This is a genomic window from Pontivivens ytuae, assembly GCF_015679265.1.
GTDB classification, from domain to species: domain Bacteria; phylum Pseudomonadota; class Alphaproteobacteria; order Rhodobacterales; family Rhodobacteraceae; genus Pontivivens; species Pontivivens ytuae.
In genome coordinates this window covers 415464-430943 of the sequence record NZ_CP064942.1, presented here as the reverse complement: position 1 = coordinate 430943, position 15480 = coordinate 415464, and the positions used below count along the sequence as shown (strand labels likewise).

Below are 15480 nucleotides of genomic sequence, written 5' to 3'. Positions count from 1 at the left end.
ACCGAGATTGCTTGTCGAGCGTTATGACATGAGGGCTTTTTTGCGCCAAGTGGCAGTTGTGCAGCGCCTTTTTCCGTGCTCTCACGGTATAAGAACACGGGAAGGCCACACGATGTTCACGAATGTTCCGCGTCCCCCGGTAACGGATCATTCACCACGACTTGATCGGCAGAAATCTGCCGGATGAGCGCCATGGCCCGCGTCGCATCGGCGGTTTTTCGCCGGAAATGAGGCAATAGTAATCGTTGCAAGGGACCGAATAAGTGTCGCATTCAGGTAACAAAGCCCCCTCTCTCCTCGCGTCAGTTGCCATTATGGCACTCCTGTCGACCGCCACGCCGATGGCAGGTCAGGGGCAGGAATCAGCTATCGAGGCGCCTTTGGAGGCCTCGCTGACCGCCGAAGAAGCTCCCGCACCGGCCCCGGAGCCGGTGTGGCCCGAACTAGCCGAGCTGTTGCAGGCGTCGGACTCGGTGGAGATCGAGGCGTTTTACGCGGCCCGCGACTACGCCCCGCTCTTCACCACGCCCGACGCCGCCGCGGCCCGCGCGCTGAGCGAGGCGATGGCGCGTCAGGGTGAGCACGGCCTGCCCGTGGACACCGACGCGATCGACCGGATCGCCCGCCATGTCGAGGTCGCCTACGATGGTGGTGCCGCGCCCGAAAGCGAGCTGGCGCTGGCCGAGGCCTATCTCGATTTCGTCCGCACGCGCCTCGTCGGGATCGTCCAGCCGAACGCCCTCAGCGAGAACATACATGTCTTCCCCGAGGATATCGACGCGGTTGCCGAGCTGATGGCGCTGGCCGAGGCGAACCAGCCCGCGCAGCACGTCCTCTCCGTCGCGCCGCAGCGGGACGGCTATATGGAGCTCGTCCGCGCGCTGCGCGACCTGCGCGCGCTCGTCGCCTCCGGCGGCTGGGTCGGGGAGGAGATCCCGGGCGGCGGCGCCATCGAGCTGGGCGAGAGCGATCCGCGCGTCCCCGCGATCCGCGCCCGCCTCGCCTCCATGGGCGATTACACCCCGCCCGAGCCCGGCACCGTCCAGCCCGACTACACCGTGAGCAGTGACAATGACGACCTGCCGCTGGAGGGCGATCCGGGTGAGGCGGCCAATGCCGATCTCGGCGACGCACTGCCCGTCGCAGCCAGCACCGCCGAGCCGGTCGATCCGATGACCTCCGAGGTCATGGACCCGGTGACCGAGGCCGCGCTCAAGGATTTCCAGCGCCGCCACGGCCTCAACGACGATGGCGTGATCGGGCCGAAGACGCTCGCCGCCCTCAACACCACCGCGGAGGAGCGGCTGGCCCAGATCCTCGTCAATCTGGAGCGCGTCCGCTGGACCGACTGGAACGACGACGAGCGGCACATCTACGTCAACATGCCCGACTACCGCATGTGGCTGCGCGAGGGGGAGGAGGAGATCTTCACCACACGCGTCGTGATCGGCAAGGCGCGCCACCAGACGGTCGAGTTCTCCGACACCATGACCCACATGGTGGTCAACCCGACCTGGACCGTACCGCGCTCGATCGCGACCGAGGAGATCCTGCCGCAGCTGCGCGAGAACCCGAACTACCTCAACGAAAACAACATGAGCCTGATCGACGACGGCACCGGCATCTGGACGCCGGAGGACACGTCGATCATCAACTGGCAGGTGTTTTCCGAGGACTTCTTCCCCTGGTGGATCCGCCAGGGGCCGGGGCCGGGCAATGCGCTGGGTAACGTGAAGTTCATGTTCCCCAACCAGTTCGCGATCTACCTGCACGACACGCCGTCGCGCAGCCTCTTCGCCCGCGATGCGCGCGCCTTCTCCCATGGCTGCGTGCGGGTCGCCGATCCGCGCGGACTGGCGGAGGTGCTGCTGCGCGCCCAGACCGCCGATCCCATGGCGCTCTTCGACCGCTACCGCGCGACGGGGCGGGAGACGCAGGTGAACCTCGAGCAGCGCGTGCCGGTCCATCTCGACTACCGCACCGTCTGGCAGGACGAGGAGGGCGTGCTGCAGTTCCGGCAGGACGTCTACGGCCGCGATGCGCTGGTGCTCGACGCGCTGGAGGCCGAGGGCGTTCAGCTCCTGCTCGGCCAGGGCTGACGACGCGGCACGGACCGCCCCCGCATCTTCCAACCGGGGAGATGCGGGGATATATGTGCCTGCACATCTTCGGGAGCAGGCATGTCACTCACCATCGGCGATATCGCGGCGCGTCTGGGTGCGGAAGCCGCCGGAGACCTCTCGCTTCAGGTCGCGCGCCTGCGCCAGCCCGATGAAGCCGGGGCCGCCGACCTCGCCCTCGCAATCGATCCCGAATTTGCCGAGAAGCTGAAGGGCCGCGCCGTGCGCGCCGCCGTGGTCGCCGACGGCGCCGACTGGCAGGCCATGGGGCTGGAGGCCGCGATCTTCTCCGGCCGCTCGCGTTACACCATGGCAGGGCTCTCCCGGATCTTCGACCGCGACCCGGCCCCCGCACCCGGCATCCACCCCACCGCCGTGATCGACCCGACCGCGACCCTCGGCGAGGGCGCGAGCGTCGGGCCCCATGCCGTGATCGGCGCGCATGTCACCCTCGGCCCGCGCGCCCGCATCGCGGGGCAGGTCACCATCGGCGACCGCGTGACCATCGGCGCGGACGCCTACCTCATGCCCGGCTGCCGCATCGGCTCGGACGTCACCATCGGCGACCGCTTCATCGGGCAGGCCAATGCCGTGATCGGCGGCGACGGCTTCTCCTTCGTCACGCCCCAGCCCAACAAGGTCGAGGACTACATGGCCAAGGGCTCAATTACCGAGAGCCTCGATCCCACCGAATATGTCCGCATCAACTCGCTGGGCTCCGTCGTCATCGGCGACGATGTAGAGGTCGGCGCCAACTCCGTCATCGACAAGGGCACGGTCAGCGACACGCGCATCGGCAACGGGACCAAGGTCGACGCGCAGGTCATGGTCGGCCACAACGTGCAGGTGGGGGAAAAGACGCTGCTCTGCGCCATGACGGGCATCGCCGGCTCGACCGAGATCGGCAACCGCGTGGTCCTCGCGGGCGGCGTAGGCGTGGCCGATCACATCTCGATCGGGGACGACTCCATCATCCTCGCAGGCTCGGGCGTGACGAACCGGGTCCCCCCCAAATCGGTCATGATGGGATACCCTGCGCTCAAGCAGGAGGTATTCATGAACATATTCAAGGCGATGCGACGTTTGCCACGCTTGGCGGAGAAGGTGACAGACCTTCAGAATCGGGTTTCAAAGCCCGATCACAAGGGCTAAAGACGCCGCATGTGAGAAAAGGGGCCGAAGATGTCCGACGAAGTGACCGAGAAAATGCGCGCCATCATCGCCGAGCAGGCCGTGCTCGACCCGTCCGAGGTCGGCATGGACGCAACGCTCGATGATCTCGGGATCGACAGCCTCGGCCTCGTCGAGGCGGTCTTCGCCATCGAGGAGGAGTTCGACGTCCAGGTCCCGTTCAACGCGAACGATCCCGCGGACTCCGATTTCGACATCACCAACGTTCAGAGCATGGTGAACGCGGTCAAGGCGCTGGTCGCGGAAAAAGCCGGCTGAATGCGACGCGTCGTCATCACGGGGCAGGGTGCGATCAGCGCCCTGGGTCGGGGCGCGGATGCTGCGCTTGCAGCCATGCGCGACGGGCTCAGCGGCATCGGAGAGCTCGACTTCCGTGACGTGGACCGCCTCTCGATCCGCATCGGCGGGCAGGTGCGTGACTACGATCCGGCCGCCCACTTCTCCCGGCAGGAGATCACGCTCTACGACCCCTTCACCCAGTTTGCCCTCATCGCTGCGGAGGAGGCCATCGCCCAGTCCGGCGTGACGCTCGACGAGGCGACGGCGCCCCGCGCGGGCGTCGTCCTCGGCAATTCCGGCGGCGGGCTCCAGACGATCGACGAGAACTATCGCACCGTCTACGAAGAGGCGAAGAACCGCGTCCACCCCTTCGTCATCCCGCGCCTGATGAACAACGCCGCGGCCTCCCACATCTCGATGAAGCACGGGGCGCAGGGGCCGACCTTCACCGTCTCCACAGCCTGCGCATCCTCGAACCACGCGATGGGCCAGGCCTTCGAGATGATCCGCTCCGGCGTCGCCGACGTGATGGTGACCGGCGGGTCGGAAAGCATGCTCGTCTTCGGCGGCATCAAGGCATGGGAGGGCCTGCGCGTGATGTCGAAGGACGGCTGCCGCCCGTTCTCCAAGACCCGCAACGGCATGGTGCAAGGCGAGGGTGCGGCGATCTTCGTCTTCGAGGAGTACGAGCGCGCGACGGCCCGCGGCGCAGAGATCCTGGCAGAGGTCGTGGGCTTCGCCATGTCCTCCGACGCCTCCGATATCGTAATGCCGAACCGCGACGGTGCGGTGCGCGCGATGAAGGGCGCGCTCGCCGCGGCCGGCCTGAACGGCGACGAGGTCGGCTACATCAACGCCCACGGCACCGGCACGGCGGCCAACGACCGCACGGAATGCGCCGCGGTGCGCGACGTCTTCGGCGACCACGCCGACCGGCTGATGATCTCCTCGACCAAGTCGATGCACGGCCACCTGATCGGCGGCACGGGCGCGGTGGAGATGCTCGCCTGCATCATGGCGGTGAAGGACGGTATCGTGGCCCCCACGATCAACTACGAGGAGCCGGACCCGGACTGCGACCTCGACGTCGTGCCCAACGAGGCGCGGCAGGCCGATGTGCAGGTGGCCCTCACCAACGCCTTCGCCTTCGGCGGCCTCAACGCCGTCCTCGCCATCCGCAAAGCCCCCTGATCTCCCTCTAGGGGAAGGGCCAGGGTGCGGGCGTATCTGCCCCACTCAACCCATCCCCTCCCCCTTGAGGGGGAGGGTTAGGGAGGGGGTGAAAGCTCAACCGACGGCGTGAAAGCGCCCCTCAGGGCAACGCGTTCCACGCCGCCGTGAACCCCGACAGGCTGATCGTCAGCGTGATCGGGTTCTGGTCTTGCGGCACGTTGATCGCGGCCACCCGCAAGGTCAGGTTGTTCCCCGCCCGCATGGTCTCCACAAACCCCTCGTTGAGCCCGAAGCGCGAGATGCAGCCGTTATCCACGCAGAAGTTGTAGGGATACTGCTGCGCCCGCCCCTCATCGACGCGCACCACCACGCCCTCCTGCAGGAACACGCCCAGCGGCAGCGTCAGCGTCACGCCCGCCGCGGCCTGCTGACCCTCGGGGAGCTTGACCAGATTGAACTCCGCCGCGGGCCGGCCATCGGAGTTGTTGGCGAGCTGGAACATGAAGCAGTCGTCGCTGTCGCCGAAGCAGCGGACCTCCCAGTCGTTGTGAACCGAGCGGACCTCCTCAGGCCCCGCAGGCTCGCGGGGCGCCTGCGCTTCCGGCTCCGGCTGCGGTTCGGGTTCCGGCTCGGGCTCCGGCTGCGGCGGGGGAGGGGGCGGCGGCGCAGCGAAGCCCGTCGTCGGGCCGGTGGTCTGGGCGGCGGCGGGCATCGCCGCGAGGCTCAGCGCCAGAATTGTGGCGATCGTTCGGAAGTCCATAGGGGTCCCTGTCAGTCTCTGCGCATCTGTGGGAGGACAGGTGGCAGCCGCACCGCGTGCTGTCAACTTTTGCACCTCCAACATCAGAAAAGGGTGCCGAAGCACCCTTTTCCGTCACCTTTTGATGGTGAAGTCCCTGTCAGACTGGCCGAACCGTAGTCTCGTGGAGAACGCTACGGAATCGTCACAGCGCCGTCAACACTCCGGTTCGTGATTGGCGCCAAACTTGTTTGGGGCAAAACTATGTCCCCCGAGTGCGCACGCGCCAGATCGCGCCCCGCGTGCATCACCGGCCCGCAGATATACCCGGAAAAAGGCGCCGTGCCACCAGGGGCACGGCCAGTTGACAGGGAGAGAAACGGGTTCCGGCGCACCGCAACCCAACACAGGATAGCCCTTCGAGGTTAACGATGTATTGTCGGCCGGACGAACGCTTGGGGAGACCAACATGACGGACACGATCTTCATCGGGGGCGGGGCCGAAGACTATGCGAGCCCCCAGGCGCTCAAGCTGAAATACGCGAACCGCCATGGCCTGATCGCGGGCGCCACCGGAACGGGCAAGACCGTGACGCTCCAGATCCTGGCCGAGGGTTTCTCCGCCGCCGGTGTCCCGGTGTTCCTGTCGGACGTGAAGGGCGACCTCGCCGGTCTCGCCCGCCCCGGCTCGGCGGAGGCGCCGTCGCACCCCAAGCTGGTGGAGCGCGCCGGGACCATCGGCCTCGAGCCTTACGCCTATCGCGCCTTTCCGGTCGTCTTCTGGGACATGTTCGGCGAGCAGGGCCACCCGGTGCGCACCACCGTGGCCGAGATGGGGCCGCTGCTCCTCGCCCGTCTCATGGACCTCTCGCCCGCGCAAGAGGGCGTGCTCAACATTGCCTTCCGCGTGGCCGACGAGCAGGGGCTCGCACTCCTCGATCTCAAGGATCTGCAGGCGCTGCTGGTCTGGGTGGGGGAGAACGGCCCCGATCTGTCGCTGCGCTACGGCAACATCTCCCGCGCCAGCGTCGGCGCGATCCAGCGCGCGCTGCTGGTGCTGGAGAACCAGGGCGCCACCGGCTTCTTCGGCGAACCCGCGCTCGACCTCGCCGACATGATGGCGACGGAGGGCGGCGAGGGCCGGATCAACGTGCTCGCCGCCGACCGCCTGATGGCCGCGCCGGGTCTCTACGCCACCTTCCTGCTGTGGCTTTTGTCCGAGCTCTTCGAGCAACTGCCCGAGGTCGGCGACCCCGACAAACCTCGCCTCGTCTTCTTCTTCGACGAGGCGCATCTGCTGTTCGACGACGCCCCCGAGGCGCTGATCGAGAAGGTCGAGCAGGTCGCCCGCCTCATCCGCTCGAAAGGCGTCGGCGTCTTCTTCGTGACGCAGAACCCCGATGACATCCCAGCGGACGTGCTTGGCCAGCTCGGCAACCGCATTCAGCACGCTCTCCGCGCCTACACCCCGCGCGATCAGAAGGGCCTGCGCGCTGCCGCCGAGACCTTCCGCCCCAATCCCGCCTTCGACACCGAGGACGCGATCCGCGAGGTCGGCATCGGCGAGGCGGTGACGTCGATGCTGGAAAAGAAGGGCGTGCCCGGCATCGCCGAACGCACGCTGATCCGCCCCCCGTCCTCCCGCCTCGGCCCGATCACCGAGGCCGAGCGGGCCGAGACCCTCGCGGCCAGCCCTCTGAAAGGCAAGTACGACCAGACCGTCGACCGCACCTCCGCCTTCGAGGAGCTGCGCGCCAGGGCCGAGACCGAAGCGCCGGAGCCCGAGGATGCGCCGCCAGCCCACGACCGCACCTATCGCGGCGGCGACGACGCGCCGAGCTGGCGCGACCGCGAATACCGCAGCGCTCGCCGCTACTCGCCCACGACCAACCGCAAGCCGCGCCGCCGGTCGGACACCACGATGGAGGCGTTCGGCAAGTCCTTCGCGCGGCAAATGGGCACCCAGCTCGGCCGCCAGATCACCCGCGGCATCCTCGGCGGCCTCTTCCGCGGCCGCTGATGCGATCAACCCGCGAGGCCACTAGACCCGACGCGCTCCCGCCCGAACCAGGCGCGCCTCCGGCGCAAACGGAGCTGAAATCTTCAAGAACGCGCCCCGAGAGCAGCGTCGACCCAAACACGCCACGCCCGCCCCTTCATCTGTCCCGAAGTATCCCCGCCGGAGGCGCACGCCGCCACCGGCGCCGACCCCTCACCCGAAGCGCCACTCCGCCACCGTATCCGCCCCGATCCGGTGCACGGAGAACAGCTCCGCCCGCGGCGCGTCCCCCAACCGCTCGATCCCCAGCTCGCCCAGTCCCGCAAGCCCCGAGGCGCCCAGCGTCAGCCCGGCCTGGAACTGCACCAGCCGGTCGATCAGGCCCGCATGGAGCAGCGAGGCCGCGAGCCGTCCGCCGCCCTCGCACATCACCCGCGTCACGCCGCGCGCGCCGATCTGGCCGAGCATGTCTACGGGGTCGAGGGCGCCGGTCGCGTCCACGCGGCACTCGATGAGCTCCGCACCCACGCTCTCCCACCCCTGCCAGCGATGGGGATCGACGCCCTCGCGGTGCAGAATCCAGAGCGGCACGTCCCGCGCGGTCTGCGCGAGCCGCCCGGTCAGCGGCAGCGACAGCGCGCCGTCGGCGACGATCCGCACCGGGTTCGCGCCCTCCAGCCCCATCTCCCGCACGTCGAGCATCGGGTCGTCGGCCCGCGCCGTGCCCGCGCCGATCAGCACCGCGTCGTGCTGGGCGCGCATCAGATGGACCGCGCGCCGCGCCTCGGGCCCGGTGATCCACTTGCTCTCCCCGGTCGCGGTGGCGATCCGGCCGTCCACCGAGGTCGCGAGCTTCAGCGTCACCAGCGGCCGCCCCTCGCGCACGCGCTTGAAGAAGCCCGCGTTGATCTCCTCGGCCGCCGCGCGAAAGCGGCCGTCGACGACGACGTCGACCCCCGCCTCCCGCAGGCGGGCGAGGCCGCGGCCCGAAACGCGCGGGTCCGGATCCTCCATCGGCACGACGACCCGGGCGACGCCCGCCGCCACCAGCGCATCGGCGCAGGGCGGCGTCCGTCCGTGATGGGCGCAGGGCTCGAGGCTCACATAGGCCGTGGCACCCCGTGCCGCGCCCCCCGCCGCCTCCAGCGCCATCGCCTCCGCATGCGGGCGCCCGCCGGGCTGCGTCCAGCCGCGGCCGACCACGCGGGTCCCGGCCACGATCACGCAGCCCACCGCCGGATTCGGCCACGTGCGCCCCAGCCCGCGCGCTGCGAGCGCCAGCGCCTGCCGCAAATGTCGGGGGTCGTCCGGCTCAGTCATCCTCGCCGGCCTTCACAGGCGGGCGCAGCTCGTGGACGAACTCCTCGAAATCGTCCGCCGCCTGGAAGTTCTTGTAAACGCTGGCAAAGCGCACATAGGCCACCGTGTCGATGCGGGCGAGCGTCTCCATCACGATCTCCCCGATCGTGTCGGAGGCGACGTCGCTGTCGCCCATGCTTTCGAGCCGCCGCACGATGCCGGAGATCATCTGGTCCACCCGCTCGGCCTCGATCGGGCGCTTCTGCAGCGCAATGCGGATCGAGCGCTCCAGCTTGTCGCGGTCGAAGCTCTCCCGCCGCCCGGATTTCTTGATGACGACGAGGTCGCGGAGCTGCACCCGTTCATAGGTGGTAAAGCGTCCTGCGCAGGCCGGGCAGTAGCGCCGCCGCCGGATCGCGACGTGATCTTCCGCGGGGCGGGAGTCCTTCACCTGTGTGTCGGTGTTTCCGCAGAAGGGGCAGCGCATCGTGAGACTCCGTCCATCGGACGCGAGATGTCGCGCCCTTTGCCATCGGTGGTGCGATAGCTACTCTGCCGCCCAACGGGTGGTGTGGCAAGCCTTCGCAGGCCGTCGGCCCGGCGTGAGTCCCGCCGGCCACAGCTAAGCCTCTGGCAGGAAGGCCGCCGCGATCTCCCGCCGGTGCGGGCGGGTGCGATGCTCGAACAGGTAGATGCCCTGCCAGGTGCCGAGCATCGGCTGCCCGCCCGCGACCGGGATCGAGAGGCTCACCGGCAGCATCGCCGCCTTGATATGGGCGGGCATGTCGTCCGGCCCCTCCAGCACATGGGTGAGCCAGCGCATCGACGGGTCGTCCCCCGGCGGCACCAGCCGCTCGAAGAAGGCGCGCAGGTCCCGCTGCACGTCGGGGTCGGCATTCTCCTGGATCAGGAGCGAGCAGGAGGTGTGGCGCACCATGAGGTGCAGTACGCCGTCGCCGCCGTGCCGGGCCGCGACCGACACCGCCTCCCGCGTGAACTCGTAGAGACCCGGTCCCGCGGTCTCGATTGCGATTGTCGCAGGCATCGTCCCTCGAAATGGCGCGGCACCGGTCCAGTTCTGACCGGCACCAGCACGATCGCAGGAGGGCATCATGGCGAGCAAGGTTCTTTTCATCACCGGAGCATCGACAGGCATCGGGGCCGCCACCGCCCGCGCGGCCGTTGCGGCGGGCTGGTCCGTCGGCCTGATGGCCCGCAGCGCGGACAAGCTGGAGGCGCTGGCGGGCGAGTTCGGCGATGCCGCGCTGGCCCTGCCGGGCGACGCCACGGATCTCGCGGCGCAGGAGGATGCGGTGGCAAAGCTCGTGGACCATTTCGGCGGCCTCGATGCCGCCTTCGCCAATGCGGGCAAGGGGCTCGACACGCCGGGGACCGAACAGGGCGACCCCGCCGAGTGGCGCCAGCTCATCGACCTCAACATCATGGCGCTGCTCTACACCGCGCGGGTCAGCCTGCCGCATCTGCGCGAGCGGAAGGGCCACCTGATCCTCACCGGTTCGGCAGCGGGGCGGCGCCACATCTCCGGCTCGATCTACGGGGCGACGAAGTGGTTCGTGCACGGCTATGCCGGCAACATGGCCGAAGAGATGCGCGAATGGGGCGGCCGCTGCACGGTCATCGCGCCGGGCATGGTCGACACGCCCTTCTTCGACACGCCGAAGCCCGACAAGCTGAAACCCGAGGACGCCGCGAACGCCGTGGTCTACGCGCTGGAGCAGCCGGAGCGGGCGGCGATCCGCGAGGTGTTCCTGATGCCGACGGGGTGAGTTGGGGGCGCGTCTGGACGCCAGTTGATGCCGGGGGCGAGAGGTGGGCGGTCCCGGCGCTTCGGCCGGGACGGTGGCAAGGGGGAAGCACCACCCCGGACTTGATCCGGGGCCGTTCGATCCGTGTCGCCTCGGATCCGTCAGAGCGCCTCCGAATATGTTACAGGTTTTGTGACTAACGCCTCAACCTGTAACATATTCAGGCCGCCTGCAGCTCTCCCCGATCGAGGAACCGGCCACGCAGCTCCGGCGTCGGCATCAGGCACGTGTCGTACTGCCCGAAGATCCGGTAGCGGTTCCGCGCGATCCGGTTGTAGACCGGCTCCGAGATCACCCGCGGCACGTATCGCAGCACGCCGAGCGCCCGCCACGGCCAGCCGAGTGCGCCCATCGCGGCGGCGAAGGCAGGGCCTTTCCTGTAGATGATCCCGTCCGCGATGATCAGGTTGGTCTCGAAATCATCCGTGGGCAGGCCAAGCGCGGCATAGAGCTCCTGGCCCAGCGGCGCCTGCGCGATGGCGAAGGAGAACCGCTCCGCCCGGTCGTGCCGCACGATGAAGCGGAAGAAGCCGGAGCAGAGGACGCATTCGCCGTCGAACACGATCAGGTCGCGCCCGGCGATCCGGTGGCGCAAGGGGTCGGGCAGGTCGGCGACGCGGTCGGGCATCTCATCCTCCACCCAAAGCCCTAAACCAAAACGTGCCGCGGATCACCGCGGCACGTTGGCGTTCATCTCGAAGGACTTACTGGTCGAGGAAGCTGCGCAGCTTGCGGCTCCGGCTCGGGTGCTTGAGCTTGCGCAGCGCCTTCGCCTCGATCTGGCGGATCCGCTCGCGGGTAACGCTGAACTGCTGGCCGACCTCTTCGAGCGTGTGGTCGGTGTTCATGCCGATGCCGAAGCGCATGCGCAGCACCCGCTCCTCGCGCGGCGTGAGCGACGCCAGCACCCGCGTCGTCGTCTCCTTCAGGTTGCCCTGGATGGCGGCGTCGAGCGGTAGGACGGCGTTCTTGTCCTCGATGAAATCGCCGAGCTGGCTGTCTTCCTCGTCGCCGATGGGCGTCTCAAGCGAGATCGGCTCCTTGGCGATCTTCATCACTTTGCGCACCTTCTCCAGCGGCATCTGGAGCTTTTCGGCCAGTTCCTCCGGCGTCGGCTCGCGGCCGATCTCGTGCAGCATCTGGCGGCCGGTGCGCACCAGCTTGTTGATCGTCTCGATCATGTGGACCGGGATGCGGATCGTGCGCGCCTGGTCGGCGATCGAGCGGGTGATCGCCTGCCGGATCCACCACGTCGCATAGGTGGAGAACTTGTAGCCGCGGCGGTACTCGAACTTGTCCACCGCCTTCATCAGGCCGATGTTTCCCTCCTGGATCAGGTCGAGGAACTGGAGGCCGCGGTTCGTGTACTTCTTCGCGATGGAGATCACGAGGCGCAGGTTCGCCTCCACCATCTCCTTCTTCGCGATGCGCGCTTCCTTCTCGCCCTTCTGGACCTGGGCAACGATCCGGCGGAATTCGGAGATGTCGACGCCGATATACTGGCCGACCTCGCCCATTTCGGCGCGGATGTCGTCGATCTTCTCGCGGTAGCGCTCGCCCAGCGTGGACCAGCCGCGGCCCGATTTGGCGGTGACGCGGTCGAGCCAGCCCGGCTCCAGCTCCGCGCCCCGGTATTCGGAGATGAACTCCTTGCGGTTCACGCGGGCCTGGTCGGCGATCTTCACCATCTCGCCGTCGAGCGACATGATCTTGCGGTTGATGCCGTAGATCTGATCGACGAGCGCCTCGATCCGGTTGTTGTGGAGGTGCAGCGAGTTCACCAGCTCCACGATCTCCGAGCGCAGGCGCTGGTATTCGCGCTCCTGCGCGGAGGTGAAGGTCGACGCCTCGTTGAGCGCGGCCGACATACGGTCGTCCTGCATTTCGGCCAGGCGCGCGTAATCGCCCGCGATGCGGTCGAGGGTTTCGAGCACCTGCGGCTTGAGCTGCGCCTCCATCGCGGCGAGGGAGAGGTTGGCCTGCTCGTCCTCCTCATCATCCTCGTCGCCGGATCCCTCGGCCTTCGGCTCGGAGGTCTCCTCGGCGGCGGGCTGCTCCTCGTCGGCGACGACCTCCTCTTCCTCGTCGTCGTCCATCGACGCGCCGAAGGTGGTCTCGAGGTCGATCACGTCGCGCAGCATGATGAGCTCCTCCATGAGCTCCTCGCGCCAGATCGTGATCGCCTGGAAGGTCAGCGGGCTTTCGCAGAGGCCCGCGATCATGGTGTTGCGTCCGGCCTCGATGCGCTTCGCGATCGCGATCTCGCCCTCGCGGCTCAGAAGCTCCACCGAGCCCATCTCGCGCAGGTACATGCGCACTGGGTCGTCGGTGCGATCCAGCGTCTCGTTGGAGGCGGAGGTCGTCGCCACTTCGCGGGAGGTGGAGGCTTCGGGCTCGGCGGGCTTCTCGCCCTCCTCCTCGGCCTCTTCGGGTTCGATGACGTTGATGCCCATTTCGGAGAGCATCGCCATCACGTCCTCGATCTGCTCGGAGGAGACCTGATCCGGCGGCATCACCTGGTTGAGCTCGTCATAGGTGATGTACCCGCGGGCCTTCGCCTGCGCGATCATCTTCTTGACCGCAGCCTGGCTCATGTCGAGCATGGAGCCTGCGCCGCTCTCCTGGTCCTCGTCCTTGCGCTGTTCGAGGTCGTTGGCTGCCATCTACTACTCCGTCATCCCGTCCCGCCGTGCTGCGGCCAGTTTGCCGCCGCCGAATCAGCAGGTATCCGCGCAGGGTACTGAATCGCGATTGATTCGTTCACACTCTGCTTTAACGCTTCTTTATCCAGACCTCATCGGCGATTAAACGCGAAAGATGGTCCGATAATTCCTGTTCGCCACCATCGGCGGCCCTAAAATCGCGGTGACCCCGCATCGCGCGGTCGCGTGCGAGGCTGGCCTGCTTGAGCCGCCACGTGACGCCCTCGTCCGCGGTGCCGCCCAGATCCTCCTCCGCGTCGCGGACCTCGTCGCCGATGCCGAGGAAGCCCGCATGAAGCTCCATCAGCTCGACCAGTGCGGCCTCGGCCACCTCCGTATCCGCCTCCGCCCGGCTGTGGGGGTCGATGCGGACATGCGGAACGGCGGAGAGGCGGGCGGCGGGGTCGAAGCCGAGATCCTCCGCCAGGGCCTCCATCGCGGCGTCAGGCGTCGCATGTAAGGGGGAGCCGAGCCGATACAAGAGGGCGTCCCGGATCGCCGCGAGATCGTTGCAGGTGAAGGGCAGTCGCTCCAGCAGGCTCTCGCGCCGGATCGCGGCGTCGGGATGGGCGAGGCAGCGGGCGAGGATCACGCTCTCACGCAGGCGGGCGGCGCCATCCTCGCTGGTGAGCATCGAGCCGCGGGCGCCTGCCGTCGGCGCCTCGGCGATGGTGCGCGGAGACCAGGTGCTGCGCTGCGCGGGCGGCCCGCCGAAGAGGGCCTGCCGCTTCTCCCGGATCGCGGCGGCGTAGTGGGAGCGCAGGCTGGGATCGGCGATAGCGGCGAGGAGCTTGCGCAGGCCCGCATCGAGCGCGGCGCGACGTTCGGGGCTGTCGAAGGTCTTTCCTTCCGTCTCCCGCTCCCAGAGGAGGTCGACCATCGGGCGGGCCTCGGAAAGCTGGGCCTCCATCGCCTGCGCGCCGTCTGCCTTGATCAGGTCGTCGGGGTCCTGGCCCTCGGGCAGGATGCAGAAGCGCAGACCCTTGCCCGGTTGCAGGAGTGGCAGTGCGACGTCGATCAGGCGGCGCGCGGCGCGGATGCCCGCCTTGTCGCCGTCGAGCGCGATCACCGGCTCGTCGGCGATGCGCCACATGAGCTGGAGCTGGTTCTCGGTGATCGCGGTGCCGAGCGGCGCCACCGCGTGGCCGAGCCCCGCCTGCGCGAGCGCGATCACGTCCATGTAGCCCTCGGCGACGATCAGGCTCTGCGTCTTGCCCGCCGCCTCCCGCGCGGGGCCATGATTGTAGAGCGCGCGGCCCTTGTCGAAGAGCTCCGTCTCGGGCCCGTTGAGATACTTGGCGCGCGCGTTCGGATCCATCGCCCGCCCGCCGAGGCTGATCGCGCGGCCGCGCGCGTCGCGGATCGGGAAGATGATGCGGCCGCGGAACCGGTCATAGGGCGTGCCGCTGTCGGGCTGGATGGCGAGGCCGGCGGCCACGATGTCCTCCGCCGCGACGCCCTTGCCGCGCAGATGCTCGAAGAGGATCGTGCGGCTGTCCGGCGCGAAGCCGAGCTCGAAGCGCGACTGGGTTTCGGGGGTGAGCTGGCGCCGTTCGAGGTAGGCCCGCGCGTCGGCCGCCTTCGCGCCCGAAAGCTGCGCGCGGTAGAAGCGGACGGCCATCTCCATGATCTCGGAGAGGCCCGCGCGCGCCTCGGCCTTTTCCACCGCGCGGGGATCACGGGCGGGCATCTGCATGCCGGCCTCTTTCGCGAGGGTCTCCACCGCCTCCATGAACGGCATGTTCTCCGTCTCCATCACGAAGCGGATCACGTCGCCCTTCGCCTGGCAGCCGAAGCAGTAGTAGAAGCCCTTGCGGTCATCGACGTGGAAGGAGGCGGTCTTTTCCTGGTGGAACGGACAGGGCGCCCACATGTCGCCCTTGCCGGGATTGGACTTGCGATTGTCCCAGCTCACCTTGCGCGCGACGACGGCGGACAGCGAGGTCCGCGAACGCAGCTCGTCGAAGAAGGCGGGTGGGAGGGACATCCTTTATATCTACTAACGACGCTGTCGGTGTCATCCCCAGAAGAGCAGATCGGGGCGACTGCGTGATCTTTCGGGACCGCCTCCGGCGGGGATACTTGAAGCAAGAAGAAGGGGGAGGTCGGCGCCGGGCAGCAGCCTTTTCGCGTGGTGGGCGTGCGGGGCACC

At 68.2% G+C, this 15480-nt stretch carries 13 protein-coding genes; 6 read left to right on the top strand and 7 right to left on the bottom strand.

Annotation, left to right across the window (positions count from 1 at the left end):
- The first annotated feature begins 314 nt into the window (after positions 1-314).
- The 4 genes from I0K15_RS01975 (at position 315) to I0K15_RS01960 (ending at position 4781) form a co-directional block, all read left to right on the top strand.
- On the top strand, positions 315-2099 hold the full coding sequence (locus I0K15_RS01975) for a L,D-transpeptidase family protein (RefSeq protein WP_196103783.1): 1785 nt from the start codon (positions 315-317) through the stop codon (positions 2097-2099).
- An 81-nt stretch (positions 2100-2180) separates the two neighbouring features.
- Complete coding sequence (gene lpxD, locus I0K15_RS01970; RefSeq protein ID WP_196103782.1) at positions 2181-3272, top strand: UDP-3-O-(3-hydroxymyristoyl)glucosamine N-acyltransferase; 1092 nt, start codon at positions 2181-2183, stop codon at positions 3270-3272.
- 30 nt (positions 3273-3302) lie between these two features.
- Complete coding sequence (locus I0K15_RS01965; RefSeq protein WP_196103781.1) at positions 3303-3569, top strand: acyl carrier protein; 267 nt, start codon at positions 3303-3305, stop codon at positions 3567-3569.
- Entirely contained in the window at positions 3570-4781 is a 1212-nt protein-coding gene (locus I0K15_RS01960; RefSeq protein WP_196103780.1) for a beta-ketoacyl-[acyl-carrier-protein] synthase family protein, read from the top strand.
- Between the two features lie 121 nt (positions 4782-4902).
- Here the strand turns inward: I0K15_RS01960 and I0K15_RS01955 are convergent, their stop codons facing one another.
- Complete coding sequence (locus tag I0K15_RS01955) at positions 4903-5523, bottom strand: invasion associated locus B family protein (protein ID WP_196103779.1); 621 nt, start codon at positions 5521-5523, stop codon at positions 4903-4905.
- Between the two features lie 448 nt (positions 5524-5971).
- On the opposite strand from I0K15_RS01955, the gene I0K15_RS01950 reads away from it, so the two are divergent.
- On the top strand, positions 5972-7522 hold the full coding sequence (locus I0K15_RS01950; RefSeq protein ID WP_196103778.1) for a helicase HerA-like domain-containing protein: 1551 nt from the start codon (positions 5972-5974) through the stop codon (positions 7520-7522).
- Between the two features lie 192 nt (positions 7523-7714).
- Here I0K15_RS01950 and ribD read toward each other — a convergent pair whose 3' ends face one another.
- From ribD to I0K15_RS01935, 3 genes are all read right to left on the bottom strand, one after another.
- A complete protein-coding gene (ribD, locus tag I0K15_RS01945) occupies positions 7715-8821 on the bottom strand; it encodes a bifunctional diaminohydroxyphosphoribosylaminopyrimidine deaminase/5-amino-6-(5-phosphoribosylamino)uracil reductase RibD (protein WP_196103777.1) in 1107 nt (368 codons plus the stop codon).
- On the bottom strand, positions 8814-9287 hold the full coding sequence (gene nrdR / locus I0K15_RS01940) for a transcriptional regulator NrdR (protein WP_196103776.1): 474 nt from the start codon (positions 9285-9287) through the stop codon (positions 8814-8816). The genes ribD and nrdR overlap by 8 nt, the downstream gene beginning before the upstream one ends.
- Before the next feature lie 135 nt (positions 9288-9422).
- Positions 9423-9845, bottom strand: coding sequence for a secondary thiamine-phosphate synthase enzyme YjbQ (locus I0K15_RS01935; RefSeq protein ID WP_196103775.1), 423 nt, complete (start codon positions 9843-9845; stop codon positions 9423-9425).
- Positions 9846-9912: 67 nt separating this feature from the next.
- On the opposite strand from I0K15_RS01935, the gene I0K15_RS01930 reads away from it, so the two are divergent.
- Positions 9913-10587, top strand: a complete 675-nt coding sequence (locus I0K15_RS01930; protein ID WP_196103774.1) for an SDR family oxidoreductase — start codon at positions 9913-9915, stop codon at positions 10585-10587.
- A gap of 199 nt (positions 10588-10786) precedes the next feature.
- Here I0K15_RS01930 and I0K15_RS01925 read toward each other — a convergent pair whose 3' ends face one another.
- The 3 genes from I0K15_RS01925 to dnaG form a co-directional block, all read right to left on the bottom strand.
- Positions 10787-11254 carry a thiol-disulfide oxidoreductase DCC family protein gene (locus I0K15_RS01925; protein WP_196103773.1) on the bottom strand — a complete coding sequence of 156 codons (468 nt, stop codon included), beginning with the start codon at positions 11252-11254 and terminating at the stop codon, positions 10787-10789.
- Positions 11255-11330: 76 nt separating this feature from the next.
- On the bottom strand, positions 11331-13289 hold the full coding sequence (rpoD, locus tag I0K15_RS01920; RefSeq protein WP_196103772.1) for an RNA polymerase sigma factor RpoD: 1959 nt from the start codon (positions 13287-13289) through the stop codon (positions 11331-11333).
- A gap of 109 nt (positions 13290-13398) precedes the next feature.
- Positions 13399-15315: a DNA primase gene (gene dnaG / locus I0K15_RS01915; protein WP_196103771.1), complete on the bottom strand. Its 1917-nt coding sequence runs from the start codon at positions 15313-15315 to the stop codon at positions 13399-13401.
- Positions 15316-15480: the final 165 nt, after the last annotated feature.